This window comes from Collinsella intestinalis, from assembly GCF_902501455.1.
Lineage (GTDB): Bacteria > Actinomycetota > Coriobacteriia > Coriobacteriales > Coriobacteriaceae > Collinsella > Collinsella intestinalis.
This window is the reverse complement of sequence record NZ_CABWIC010000007.1, coordinates 754,125-766,969: the sequence shown is the minus strand read 5'-3', so window position 1 is coordinate 766,969 and position 12,845 is coordinate 754,125. Positions and strand designations below refer to the sequence as shown.

The window sequence follows — 12,845 nt, the reverse complement described above, 5'->3', positions numbered from 1 at the left end:
TTCGCGTGGGGAAACGTTTCAGCTGGGCCCTTTGTCGAAATGTGGGTTTCCGCCCTTGCGCTTTGGGTACCATGGCGTAGCGAACATACAGCGCGCAAGGCGCGTTTCCAGCCCTCCCATCGAAAGGGGAACCCGTGGCAGATATCGAGAAGACCTTCATCATGATCAAGCCCGATGCCGTCCGTGACCGCAAGACGGGCCTCATCATCGACCGCATCGAGCGTTGCGGCCTCACCATTGAGAAGATGGAGAAGTGCGAGCTTGACGAGGACCTCGTCAAGGTGCATTACGCTCATCTGGCCGACAAGCCGTTCTTCGGCGACATCGTCGATTTCATGACGAGCGGCCCCGTGGTGAAGATGGTCGTGTCCGGCCTCTCCGCCGTCTCCAAGATGCGCACCCTCATGGGCGCCACCAACCCGCTCGACGCGGCCCCCGGCACGATTCGCGGCGACTTTGCCAACGACGTGAACGCGAACATCATCCACGGCTCCGATTCCCTGGAAAACGCGGCCATCGAGATCGAGCGCTTCTTCGGCTAGGTGCGACGACCGTCCAATATGCCCCCCTACAACGCGGTTCGGCCTTTGCGGGCCGAGCCGCGTTTCCGTGAGAAGGGCGGATGGGGCTGCTACACTTGGAGGCAGTTGAATGACACATCGAAAGGGGATCGCCGTGGATGTCAAGAACGTGGCCGACATGTCGCTCGAGCAGCGTGACCGCGCGCTGTGCGACCTGTTGAATTCCGAGCTGATCTGCGCGCTGGGCTGCACTGAGCCCATCGCCGTCGCATATGCCGCGGCGCTTGCCCGGCTCGTGCTGGGGTGCGAGCCCGAATCGCTCGAGGTGGGTTGCTCCGGCAACATCATCAAGAACGTCAAGAGCGTCACCGTCCCCAATTCCGGTGGCATGCGCGGCGTCGAGGCCGCGGCGGTCCTCGGCGCGGTCGGCGGCGACGCCTCGGCGGCCCTCGAGGCCCTCGAGGGCGTGGGCGAGGCGGACATAGCGCGCACGCGCGACCTGCTTGCCCAGGAGGGCTACTGCGAGGTGACGCTGATCGAGGGTGTGCCGAACCTCTACATCGAGATCAAAGCGCACGCACTGGGCCATGTGGCCGAGGTCGCCATTTCCGAGCACCACACGAACGTGGTTCGCTGCACGCGCGACGGCGTGCCCGCCAACCAGCTGTGCCCCGCCGCCCGCGGCGGTGACGTGGAGGATTCCTGCTCCGGCACCTGTGCGCTCATGAGCGCCGTGCAGTCCGCCGGCGATTCCGAGGCGCCTGCCGCCAAGCCCCTCGAGGGCCTCACGCTCGACATCATCCTGGACTTCGTGGAGGGCGGCGATATCTCCGGTGCTCGCGAGTCTCTCGAGCGCCAGCTCACGCTCAACACGGCCATCTCGGAGGAGGGCCTTGTCAACGAGTGGGGCGCCGAGGTGGGCCGCACGCTGCTCGCCACGCGCGGCGATGATGTGGCCTGTCGCGCCCGCGCCCGTGCTGCGGCCGGTTCCGATGCCCGTATGAGCGGCTGCGCCCTGCCCGTCGCGATCGTGTGCGGGTCGGGCAACCAGGGCATCACGTGCGCCATGCCCGTGGCGACCTACGCCGAGGAGCTCGGCATCGAGGGCGATCGCCTGTTGCGCGCGCTCGCCCTGTCCGATCTGGTGGCGATTCATGTGAAGAGCTACATCGGCGCGCTCTCGGCGTTTTGCGGCGTGGTGTGCGCAGGATGCGGTGCTGGTGCTGCCATCGAGTGGATGCGCGGCGGGTCGCGTGAGCAGGTTGGCGCCACCATCGTCAACACCCTCGGCAATGTGGGCGGTATCGTGTGCGACGGCGCCAAGGCGAGCTGCGCCGCCAAAATCTCGGCAGCTGTTGACGCCGCGATCCTCGGTGCAGATATGGCTCAGGCCGGTCGCGGTTTCCGCGCGGGCGAGGGTATCGTGATGGGCACGGTGGAGGAGACCATCGCGAGCATGGGCTACGTCGGCCGCGTGGGCATGAAGGACACCGATGTCGAGATCTTGAAGCTCATGACGGGCGAGACCCGGCTGTAAGGAGTTTGGGCCTCGCGAGGGTCTATTCGCCGTTGCAGAACCGTTCCTCGATGCGGTCGAAGTCCTTGGCGAAATCGGCCATGCTGCCGTTCCACAACGCATGAGGTTGGTAGCCGGCACCCACGTAGGCCGTTTTGAGGCCGATCGAGGGGGAGGGGAAGTCGCGCTTGGGGTCGTTGCCCACCATGAGGGTCTCCTCGGGGGCGAGGCCGAGCTTGGCGAGCGAATCGCGGTAGTAATCGGCGCTGGGCTTGACGCGCGTTGAGTTCTCCCACGTAGTCACAAGTTCGAAGGGCATGTCGAGCATGTCGCCCCAGCCCATACGGCATTCGATGCAGGAGCGCGAGAAGCTCGGGTTGGTGAGTAGCGCGATGCGCAAGCCATGGTCGAGCACGGTCTGCACCGCCTCGTGGGCTCCCTCGCGAGGGCGTGCGGAGATGGTCCGGTCGTTCTTCTTGGGCAGGACCTCCCGCTCGTAGAAGTCGAGCATGTCGGCGATGGCGGGCTCGAGAATGGGGATACCGCAGCGGCGCTCGATTTCATCGGCGAAGAACTGGCGGTTGGTGCGGGTGTCCCCCTGTGCGCGATCGCCGTTGTTGAGGGCGAGCATGGCCGAGCCGAGGGGGGAGAAGAGCGACACGATGGGTTTGCGGGCGACCTGCGCGAGCAAGTTCGCCTCGTCGAGCGCGAACACGCCGATGAAGGCGCTGAGATTGATGCTGAGCAGCGTGTCGTCCATGTCAAAGACGACGGCTTTGAGAGTCGCCATGGGCGCCGTTTCCCTCCTGGTCATGTCGGCATGTCTACCGATTATGCCCAAACCGAGGCAATTCAGGCGCACGAACAGACAAAAGGCGTCAGAGGGGCTCGTCGCCGCACGAGTCGTTCAAGGGGGAGGGGTTCGACCATCCCCACCGCTCCCCGGGCGGTTTGCCGCCATGGACGAAAAAATCGCACTTTATGCTTGAAATAGATGGGGATTCAACGTACTCTAATGAACCGTGAATGTTTATAGTTCACGTCAGTATCTGTCGGCCCCCGAGATTGTTCCAAACGGTGCGCGCGCGCTGGCGGCTCGTCCGCTCCTTGCAAGCAACCATCTGCAGGTCAGGTAATCGGGGCCCCGTAGTTCGAAAGGGGTCCACCTTTGAGTGAGATTCAGAACTCGTCCATCTTCTCCCTCGACGACGTCGATACCGAGGAGATGAACAACCTCATCGACAACTCCATCACCGATTTCGATGAGGGCGACCTGGTTAACGGCACCGTTGTGAAGATCGAGCGCGACGAGGTCCTCGTCGACATCGGCTTCAAGTCCGAGGGCGTCATTCCCGTCCGCGAGCTCTCCATCCGCAAGGATGCCAACCCCGCCGACCTCGTGGCGCTGGGCGACTCCATTGAGGCGCTCGTGCTCCAGAAGGAGGACAAGGACGGTCGTCTGGTTCTCTCCAAGAAGCGCGCCGAGTACGAGCGTGCCTGGAACCGTATCGAGGAGAAGTTCAACGCCGGCGAGAACGTCGAGGGCGAGGTTATCGAGGTCGTCAAGGGCGGTCTTATCCTCGACATCGGCCTGCGCGGCTTCCTGCCCGCCTCCCTCGTTGACCTTCGCCGCGTGAAGGATCTCACCTCCTACCTCGGCACCCGCATCGAGGCTCGCGTCATCGAGATGGATCGCAACCGCAACAACGTCGTGCTCTCCCGCCGCGTTGTCCTCGAGGAGTCCCGCAAGGCCGAGCGCTCCGAGATCCTCTCCAAGCTCAAGAGCGGCATGCGCCTCAAGGGCACCGTTTCCTCCATCGTGGACTTCGGCGCCTTCGTGGATCTGGGCGGCATCGACGGCCTCATCCACATCTCCGAGCTTTCTTGGAACCACGTCAACCACCCCTCCGAGGTCGTCAAGGTCGGCCAGGAGGTCGAGGTCGAGGTGCTCGACGTCGATCTGAACCGCGAGCGCATCTCCCTCGGTCTCAAGCAGACCACCGAGGATCCGTGGCGTGCCCTGGTCAAGAAGTACCCCGTGGGCGCCATCGTCGAGGGCACCGTCACCAAGCTCGTGCCCTTTGGCGCGTTCGTCGACCTCGGTGACGGCATCGAGGGTCTCGTGCACATCTCCGAGATGGCCAACAAGCACGTGGATCAGCCTGCCCAGGTCACCGCTGTGGGCTCCAAGGTCCAGGTCAAGGTCATGGAGATCGACCTCGACCGTCGTCGCATCTCCCTGTCCATGAAGTCCGCTGCCGAGACCCTCGGCATCGAGATCGAGGTCACCCCGCTCGAGGGTGAGGAGAAGGCCGAGGACGCCGAGTAAATCTCCGGCATATCGCCTTTGAACCCTAGGTTCGCTGCAGACCCCGACGGGCATGTGTCCGCCGGGGTCTTTTTCATAAAGAAAAGGAAGTATGGAAAGGTGCGAGTGGAGCCCATGCATGAATTCGACGGCTTGCCGATACACGAGAGGCCCGTGGTGCTGTTCGACTTTGACGGCACGGTCGCCGATACTCAGCCGGCCATTATGCGCGCGGTGGGAACGGTCCTTTCGAATCACGGGTATGAGCTCAGCGAAGAGCAGATGCTGCCTTTGATTGGGCCGCCGCTTGAGATCGGGATCAAGCTCGTCACGGACATGGGGGAGCAAGAGGCGCAGGTTGTTGCCGCCGAGTATCGCGCGCTGTTTGAGCGAACGGTCACACCGGCGGATATCCCGCTTTTCCCGCATACCGCCGACCTTCTCGATGCGCTGGCGGCCCTTGGCAAGCGTTTGGCTGTGGCGACGTCGCGCGTCGAGGCGCCGACGTGCAAGTTGCTCGATTCCCTCGGCGTCACGCAATTCGAAGCCGTTGCGGGGCGCATCCCCGGTTTTCGCGAGACCAAGGCGGAGTCAATCGCCGCGGCGCTCGATGCCCTGGGTGCGACTAGTGCCGACGCCGTGATGGTGGGGGACCGCATGTATGACGTGCGGGGTGCCGCCGAGCTCGGGATTCCCTGTATCGGCATCTATTCGGGCGCCGCTGTCCCTGGCGAGCTCGAGGAGGCTGGCGCGGTCGCCGCATGTAAGGACATGCTCGAAGTGGGTCGCGTTTTGGGCGTGTGGTAGCCGGTGTAGCTTGCCGTTGGCGGTATTTTGATCGGTCATTTGTCCGCGCCATCGCCTGCCGCCTGAGTTATTGGGCATAATTACACATTGCTGAATAACCTGAGGGAAGGGAGCGCCCATGCGCGCGGATGTGATGGAGAGCGTTGAGAAATACGTCGATGAAGTCTGGGAGGATGTCGTTTCCGACATCGCCTCCCTGGTGGCATATCCGTCCGTCGCCGACGCCTCGGCGGCCGAACCGGGCGCTCCGTTCGGCCGACCCGTGCGTGACGCGCTCGATTGCAGCTTGGGCATCGCCGAGCGCCTGGGGTACGAGGTGACCGACGATGACGGCTATGTCGGAATCGCAGACATCCCGGGCGAGTGCGAGGAGCACATCGCCACCATCGCGCACGTCGACGTGGTCCCCGCCGGTCCCGGTTGGGGCACGGACCCGTTTTCCATGGAGCGTCGTGAGGGCTGGCTGCTCGGTCGCGGCGTGATCGACGACAAGGGCCCCGCCGTTCTGTCGCTCTATGCCGGCGCGTTCTTCCTGCGTGAGGGCATCACTCCGCGCTACACGTTCCGTGCGCTGCTCGGCTGCGACGAGGAGGTGGGCATGACCGACGTCAAGCACTACCTGGCCGGTCATGAGCAGCCACTGTTCCTCTTTACTCCCGATGCCGAGTTCCCCGTGTGCAATGCCGAGAAGGGCTGCTTTGGCGGCACGTTCAAGAGCGCGAAGATCGAGAACGGCATCATTCGCTCTTGGAGCGGCGCCGAGGCGACCAACGCCATCCCCAGCCAGTCCGAGTGCATCATCGCCGTGCCCCTGTCCGAGCTTCCCGCTCCGCAGGCCAATGCGGATCGCATCACGCTCGAGGATGCCGGCGAGGGCTGCACGCGCATCTTCGCCCAGGGTATCGGCGGACACGCCTCTCTTCCTGAGGGCACGATCAACGCCATCGCGCTCGTGGCGGGCTACCTGCACGAGGTTATGGATGCTCAGCCCGACCTGCTTGATCCCGCGGAGCGCTCCTATCTGGACCTGCTTTCCGTGGTGCATGACGGCACGGCGGGGGAGGGGCTTGGCATCGCCGCCGAGAGCGATGCCTTTGGCGCCCTCACCTGCAACGCCGGTACGATTGAGGTCGCGGACGGTCACATCCTTCAGACCATCGACGTCCGTTATCCCGACTCCACCACCTCCGATGAGATGACCATGATCTGCGGAGCCCATGCGTCGCGCTTTGGCACGGAGTTTATCGCGGGTCGCGCCAAGGAGCCCTTCAGTGTCTCCGCTGACAGCCCGGCGGTTCGCGCCTTGCTCAACACGTACCGTGAGGTCACGGGCAAGCCCGCAGAGCCCTTCTCCATGGGCGGCGGTACCTATGCGCGCAACTTCAAGAGCGCCGTCTCGTTTGGTCCCGAGGACAACGGCCTGGAGCTCCCCGCATGGGCGGGCAGTATGCATGGCCCGAACGAGGCCGCCAACGAGCAGCTCCTGCGAGACGCCCTCAAGATGTACATCATCGCGCTCGTACGCTTGAACGAATTGGAGTTCTAGCATGGAGGCCCCGAATATCTGGGAGCAGCTCTTCTATATCGCCATTATCGTCGTGTCGATGGTGTTCGGCGGGCATCTGTACCGCAAGCGCCACGATGCTCCGAGCGCCAAGAAGGCGGATCAGCCCGCCAAGAAGAAGCGCCCGAAAAAGAAGCACTAGGGCGTTGAGCGGTTGAAATGTGAGCCGCTCGGAAGAAGCATCATATTTCGCTGAAGGCGGTGTCACGGTCGAGCGTGACACCGCCTTTTCATATGTAAGCCGCTTGTAAGGCGGGTCAAAGCACGTGGTAATGCTCGGTCAGAGTGCCGTAAGAGACGGCGAACGAGGGCAGATGGGCGGCGAGCGCGCGGTATCGTGCTTGCCGTACGACGGATGGGGCCCGAACACGCCTCATGGGGATGAAGATGGACCCCAGTTTTTCCGTCCGGCGCGAAATCACGCCGATGTTGCTCTCGAAGGGAGAACCATGTTCGATTATTCCTGCTCTCGTCGCTCCTTCCTCGGCCTTGCCGGCGGTGTCGCCGCCGTGGCCGGTCTCGGCCTGGCTGGCTGCGGTGGTTCTGAGGCCCCTGCCGCTGGTTCCGCCGACGCCGCCGCGGGCGTCGTGGGCGAGGTCACCTACGACGGCGCCTCCTCCTTCCAGGCCCTCGTCGAGGCTGCGGCCGAGCAGTTCATGAACGAGAACCCCGACTGCGTGATCTCCGGTTCCGGCAACGGCTCCGGCGCCGGCCTCACCGCCGTGTCCTCCGGCACCGTGACCATCGGCAACTCCGATGTCTTCGCCGAGACCAAGCTCGACGCCGATGCCGCCGCCAAGCTCGTCGACCACGAGGTCGCCGTCGTGGGTATGGGCCCGATTGTCTCCAAGAACGTCACCGTCGACGACCTGACCCTCGAGCAGCTCAAGGGCATTTTCGGCGGCACCATCACCAACTGGAGCGAGGTCGGTGGCGAGGACGCCGAGATCGTCGTCGTCAACCGCAAGGAGGGCTCCGGCACCCGCGCCACCTTCGAGGCCGCCGTCTTTGGCGAGGAGAAGAACACCTACAAGCCCGCCCAGCCCGAGCAGGACAAGTCCGGCGACGTCCAGACCCTGATGGGCTCCACCGACAACGCCATCTCCTACATCGACTTCTCCCACTTCGATGACTCCAAGTTCACCGCCATCAAGGTCGGCGGCGTGGAGCCCGCGAGCGAGAACGTCCTTGACAACTCCTTCCCGATTTGGGCCACCGAGCACATGTACTGCGCCAAGGACGCCGATGACGCCACCAAGGCTTTCCTCGAGTACATGCTCTCCGATGACGTCCAGGGCGAGCTCGTTGCCGAGCAGGGCTTCATCCCGGTCTCCAAGATGGCCGTGGTGAAGGACGCGAACGGCGTCGTCACCGAGAAGTAAGACCCTCTTCACATATCCTTTCGAAAGGTGCGTCATGGCAAAACAGATGCCCAAGCGCAACCTTGAGAAGGTCGGTTTTGGTGTCACGGGCGCGTGCGTCGCGCTCGTGACATTGCTGGTCCTCGCGCTTATCGTCATGGTCGCGCAAAAGGGCCTCTCCACCTTCTTCAAGGACGGCGTGGACCTCGTCGGCTTCTTCACCGGGACCGATTGGAGCCTTGCCAACATAGATCCCGAGACCGGTCTGCCGCAGACCGGGGCGTTGCCGCTCATCGTCACGTCGTTCGCGGTCACGCTGCTGTCGACCGCCATCGCGCTGCCCATCGCCATCGGGTCGGCGATCTTTGCGGTCGAGATTCGCCCGGACTTCGGCAAGAAGATCTTCCAGCCGCTCGTCGAGCTGCTCGTGGGTATTCCCTCCGTCGTGTTCGGCCTCATCGGCTTCCACGTGGTCGTCGCCGCCTGCAAGGCCATCTTCGGCACGCAGACCGGCATGGGCATCCTGCCCGGCGCCGTCGTGCTGGCCATCATGATCTTGCCGACGGTGACCACACTTTCCATGGACGCCCTGCGCGCCGTGCCCGATGGCTATCGTCAGGGTTCGCTCGCGCTCGGATACACGCGCTGGCAGACCATTCGCCACGTCGTGATCAAGTCCGCGATGCCCTCCCTCATGACCGCAGTCATCCTCGGCATGACGCGTGCCTTTGGTGAGACGCTGGCGGTCCGCATGGTTATCGGTGGTGCCGAGGTCATGCCGCTGTCTTTGCTGTCTCCGGCCTCGACCATCACCACGACCCTCACCACCAGCATGGCGATCTACGCCGACGGCTCGGTGCAGAAGGACGTGCTGTGGTCTCTTGGCCTGTTGCTGATGGGCATGTCGCTCATCTTTATCCTGATCATCCATATGATTGGCAAGAAGGGGGCGAAGTCCCGTGGCTGATAAGCGCACCACCACTCAGGCACCTGCTTCCGGTGCACCCCGCCCGCTCGCCATCGACGAGGGCCACATCCTGCGCGCCCAGCGCGGCGACCGCATCGCCACCGCCGTTTTGACCGGCATCGCGTGCTTCGTCATGCTCATCGTCGTGTCGATGGTGGCCTATATCCTCTACGAGGGCCTCTCCACCCTGCTGACCCCGGGCTTCCTCACGCAGCCGAGCCGTTCCAACGGCGCGGCCGGCGGCGTTGCCTATCAGCTGTTCGACTCCTTCTACCTGCTTGTCATCACGCTGCTGATCTCGGTGCCGGTGAGCCTTGGGGCCGCGGTGTTCCTCACCGAGTACGCTCCGGACGGCCCTATCACCGCGATTGCGAGCACGGCCATCGAGACCCTGTCCTCGCTGCCGTCCATCGTCGTTGGCATGTTCGGCTTCCTCGTGTTCTCCGTGAACTTCGGTTGGAAGTACTCGATCATTTCCGGTGCCGTGGCGCTCACCATGTTCAATATCCCGATTCTGGTGCGCGTTATCCAGCAGGCGCTCGAGGACGTGCCCCAGCACCAGCGCGACGCATGCTTGGCCATGGGCCTTACGCGTTGGGAGGCCACGGTTCACGTGCTCATCCCGGCTGCCATGCCCGCCATCGTCACGGGCGTCGTGCTCTCCGCCGGCCGCGTGTTCGGTGAAGCCGCGGCCTTGCTGTTCACCTCCGGCATGTCGAGCCCGGTGCGCCTGAACTTCCTCACGCTCAACTTCTCCAGCCCCACGTGCGCCTGGAATATCTTCCGCCCCGGCGAGTCGCTCGCGGTGCACATCTACAAGATCTACGGCGAGGGCAGCCCCGAGGCCCAGCATATCGTGTGGGGAACCGCCGCCTTGCTGATGATCTGCGTGCTTCTGTTCAACGTGCTCTCCCGCCTTGCGGGCAAGGCCCTGGCAAAAAGGATGACCGCCGAATGAGTGAAGTGATTACGGGCGAGACCGCCATGGACCAGGTGGTCATCGGCACCGCCGCCGCCGAGATGCCCCCCACCTCCGAGGTCGTGCTCGAGACGCATGGCGTCAACGTCTATTACGGCTCGAACCATGCGCTGCACGATACCTCACTGGCGTTTCACAAGGGTGAGATCACCGCGTTGATCGGCCCGTCCGGCTGCGGCAAGTCCACGTTCCTGCGCAGCTTGAACCTCATGAATCGCGAGATCAAGGGTTGCCGCGTCGAGGGCGAGATCATCTACGACGGGCGCAACATCAACACGCGCGAGGAGAACCTCTACGACCTGCGCCGTTCGATCGGCATGGTGTTCCAGCAGCCGAACCCGTTCCATAAGACGATCTACGAGAACATCGTGTTCGCGCCCAAGCGCCACGGCCTGCGTGGCAAGGAGAATCTCGATGCCTTGGTCGAGGAGTCTCTGCGCGGCGCCGCCCTGTGGGACGAGGTTAAGGACAAGTTGAACCAGAGTGCATTTTCGCTCTCCGGTGGTCAGCAGCAACGTCTGTGCATCGCCCGTACGCTCGCCATGCATCCGGACGTCATCCTGTTCGACGAGCCCTGCTCGGCCCTCGACCCGATCTCGACCCTGGCGATCGAGGAGCTCATGCAGAGCGTGGTCAAAGAGCGCGCCATCGTGATTGTGACGCACAACATGGAGCAGGCGAGCCGCGTGTCCAACCGCACCGCTTTCTTCTACATGGGCGACATGGTCGAGTGCGGCCAGACCGATCAGATCTTCCAGCGCCCCAAGGATAAGCGCCTGAACGATTACCTTACGGGCATGTTCTCCTAGGGGGCAATCAACCCGTCCGCTATCTGGGTGGACTGTTAAGATGAATGGCTGTGAATACGAGAAGCGAGGAGCTGCGATTATGGCCATTCTGCTCGGCTGCGACAGCGTGCATCTGGAGTTTCCCACCAAGTTGATCGCCCAGGACGTGACCCTGGGCGTCAACGAGGGTGACCGTATCGGCATCGTCGGCAAGAACGGCGACGGCAAGTCGAGCTTGCTCGGCGTGCTTTCCGGGGCGGTTCCGCCGGACGCGGGGCGCGTGACGCGCCGCCGCGATGTGACGGTCGGCGTGCTCGGGCAGCGCGATGCGCTCGACAGCGCCTCCACGGTGCATAGGGCCGTGGTGGGTGACCTTCCCGAGTACGAGTGGGCCGCGAGCCCGCGCGTCCGTCAGATCTTGGACGGCCTCATCGCGGATGTGCCCTGGGAGGGCCTGGTGGGGGAGCTGTCTGGTGGTCAGCGCCGCCGTGTGGACCTGGCGCGCCTGCTCATCGGGGATTATGACGTCCTGATGCTGGACGAGCCTACCAACCATCTGGACATGCGCACCATCAACTGGCTCGCCGAACATCTCAAGTCCCGCTGGCAGCGCGGATCCGGCGCCATGCTCGTCGTCACGCACGACCGCTGGTTCCTCGACGAGGTCTGCACCTCCATGTGGGAGGTGCACGACGGCTGCGTCGATCCGTTCGAGGGCGGTTACTCCGCCTATATCCTGCAGCGTGTTGAGCGCGACCGCATGGCCGCCGTGACCGAGGAGCGCCGTCGGAACATGGCGCGCAAGGAGCTTGCATGGCTCTCGCGCGGTGCGCAAGCGCGAAGCACCAAGCCGAAATTTCGCGTCGAGGCGGCTCGTGAGCTCATTGCCGACGTTCCTCCCATGCGCAACGAACTCGAGCTGAAGCGCCTCGCGGTGAGCCGCCTGGGCAAGCAGGTCATTGATGTAATCGACGTCGATGCGGGCTATGAGAACGGTGCGGCGGAGGACGGGTCCGGCGCCCCCGCGTCCTCACGTCCCGTGCTCTCTGACGTGACCTGGCTCATCGGCGCCGGCGATCGGTACGGCCTGTTGGGCGAGAATGGCGCGGGCAAGACCACGCTGCTCAACGTCATCCAGGGCAAGCTCAGCCCTCGCCGCGGTCGGGTGAAGATCGGGTCCACGGTGCGCTTCGGCGTCCTCTCCCAGCAGCTCGATGAGCTGAAGCCCGTCGAGGACGATACGATTCGAGAGGTGCTCGCCCGTGGCAAGCGCTATGTGATGGTGGAGGGCAAGGAAACGAGCCCCGAGAAGCTCCTTGAGCGCCTCGGCTTCACGCAGCAACAGATGTGGAGCCGCATCAAGGATCTTTCCGGTGGTCAGAAGCGCCGCCTGTCGCTGCTGCTCACTATTTTGGAGGAGCCTAACGTGCTCATCCTGGACGAGCCCGGCAACGACTTGGATACGGATATGCTCGCGCTTGTGGAGGACCTGCTGGACAGTTGGCCCGGAACGCTCATCCTGGTCACGCACGACCGCTTCCTCATGGAGCGCGTGACCGACCAGCAGTGGGCGCTCATCGGCGGCACCCTGCGACACGTGCCGGGTGGCGTGGATGAGTATCTCCGGTTGACGGAGGGCTTGAGCGCGGGCGGCTCCGCGCGTCCTCAGGCCCCTGGATTCAACGGCGGTCAGGGGGGTGACCCCAATCTTTCGAACGTCCCGCAGACGGGCGCTCAGGGTCCTCGGAACGGGCTCTCGAATGCGGAGCGTCAGCGCCTCAAAAAGGAGGTCGCCTCCCTCGAGCGCAAGATGGAGACGCGTCGCGCCAAGGTCGAGGAGCTGGAGCGGGGGATGTTCGGCATCGATCCCACCGACTTTGCCGCGCTCACCGCTCAGCAGGATGCCGTCGCTGCCGCTCGCGACGAGCTCGACGAGCTCGAGATGGCATGGCTTGAGGCGAGCGAGCGCCTAGAGACCTCAATTTAGGGACAGTCCCTTTTTTGAGGTTGAAAATGAGCGCGCCGAGGGGTGAA

General features: G+C 63.9%; 12 protein-coding genes. 11 read left to right on the top strand and 1 reads right to left on the bottom strand.

The window, feature by feature from the left end; genetic code table 11:
- The first annotated feature begins 134 nt into the window (after nt 1–134).
- Together ndk and AOBCEHNH_RS04825 are read left to right on the top strand one after the other, a co-directional pair.
- Complete coding sequence (gene ndk / locus AOBCEHNH_RS04830; RefSeq protein ID WP_006722274.1) at nt 135–542, top strand: nucleoside-diphosphate kinase; 408 nt, start codon at nt 135–137, stop codon at nt 540–542.
- Between the two features lie 157 nt (nt 543–699).
- Nucleotides 700–2,058, top strand: coding sequence for an L-cysteine desulfidase family protein (locus AOBCEHNH_RS04825; protein ID WP_193221190.1), 1,359 nt, complete (start codon nt 700–702; stop codon nt 2,056–2,058).
- Between the two features lie 22 nt (nt 2,059–2,080).
- On the opposite strand, the gene AOBCEHNH_RS04820 is transcribed toward AOBCEHNH_RS04825, so the two are convergent.
- A complete protein-coding gene (locus AOBCEHNH_RS04820; protein ID WP_152063355.1) occupies nt 2,081–2,827 on the bottom strand; it encodes an HAD family hydrolase in 747 nt (248 codons plus the stop codon).
- A gap of 378 nt (nt 2,828–3,205) precedes the next feature.
- On the opposite strand from AOBCEHNH_RS04820, the gene rpsA reads away from it, so the two are divergent.
- The 9 genes from rpsA to AOBCEHNH_RS04775 all read left to right on the top strand — a co-directional run bounded on the left by rpsA (nt 3,206) and on the right by AOBCEHNH_RS04775 (nt 12,798).
- Nucleotides 3,206–4,366, top strand: a complete 1,161-nt coding sequence (rpsA, locus tag AOBCEHNH_RS04815; protein WP_006722287.1) for a 30S ribosomal protein S1 — start codon at nt 3,206–3,208, stop codon at nt 4,364–4,366.
- A gap of 114 nt (nt 4,367–4,480) precedes the next feature.
- Complete coding sequence (locus AOBCEHNH_RS04810) at nt 4,481–5,152, top strand: HAD hydrolase-like protein (protein WP_226803266.1); 672 nt, start codon at nt 4,481–4,483, stop codon at nt 5,150–5,152.
- Nucleotides 5,153–5,270: 118 nt separating this feature from the next.
- Nucleotides 5,271–6,698: a Sapep family Mn(2+)-dependent dipeptidase gene (locus AOBCEHNH_RS04805; protein WP_152063353.1), complete on the top strand. Its 1,428-nt coding sequence runs from the start codon at nt 5,271–5,273 to the stop codon at nt 6,696–6,698.
- 1 nt (nt 6,699) lies between these two features.
- The gene (locus AOBCEHNH_RS04800; RefSeq protein WP_193221181.1) at nt 6,700–6,858 is read left to right on the top strand and encodes a hypothetical protein; all 159 of its coding nucleotides are present in this window, start codon (nt 6,700–6,702) and stop codon (nt 6,856–6,858) included.
- A 307-nt stretch (nt 6,859–7,165) separates the two neighbouring features.
- Complete coding sequence (locus tag AOBCEHNH_RS04795; protein WP_152063352.1) at nt 7,166–8,098, top strand: phosphate ABC transporter substrate-binding protein; 933 nt, start codon at nt 7,166–7,168, stop codon at nt 8,096–8,098.
- 34 nt (nt 8,099–8,132) lie between these two features.
- Nucleotides 8,133–9,044 carry a phosphate ABC transporter permease subunit PstC gene (gene pstC / locus AOBCEHNH_RS04790; RefSeq protein ID WP_006722295.1) on the top strand — a complete coding sequence of 304 codons (912 nt, stop codon included), beginning with the start codon at nt 8,133–8,135 and terminating at the stop codon, nt 9,042–9,044.
- Nucleotides 9,037–10,002: a phosphate ABC transporter permease PstA gene (gene pstA, locus AOBCEHNH_RS04785; RefSeq protein WP_006722296.1), complete on the top strand. Its 966-nt coding sequence runs from the start codon at nt 9,037–9,039 to the stop codon at nt 10,000–10,002. Before pstC ends, pstA begins: the two co-directional genes overlap by 8 nt.
- Entirely contained in the window at nt 9,999–10,832 is an 834-nt protein-coding gene (gene pstB / locus AOBCEHNH_RS04780) for a phosphate ABC transporter ATP-binding protein PstB (protein WP_152063351.1), read from the top strand. The genes pstA and pstB overlap by 4 nt, the downstream gene beginning before the upstream one ends.
- Nucleotides 10,833–10,911: 79 nt before the next feature.
- A complete protein-coding gene (locus tag AOBCEHNH_RS04775; protein ID WP_152063350.1) occupies nt 10,912–12,798 on the top strand; it encodes an ABC-F family ATP-binding cassette domain-containing protein in 1,887 nt (628 codons plus the stop codon).
- Nucleotides 12,799–12,845 lie beyond the last annotated feature (47 nt).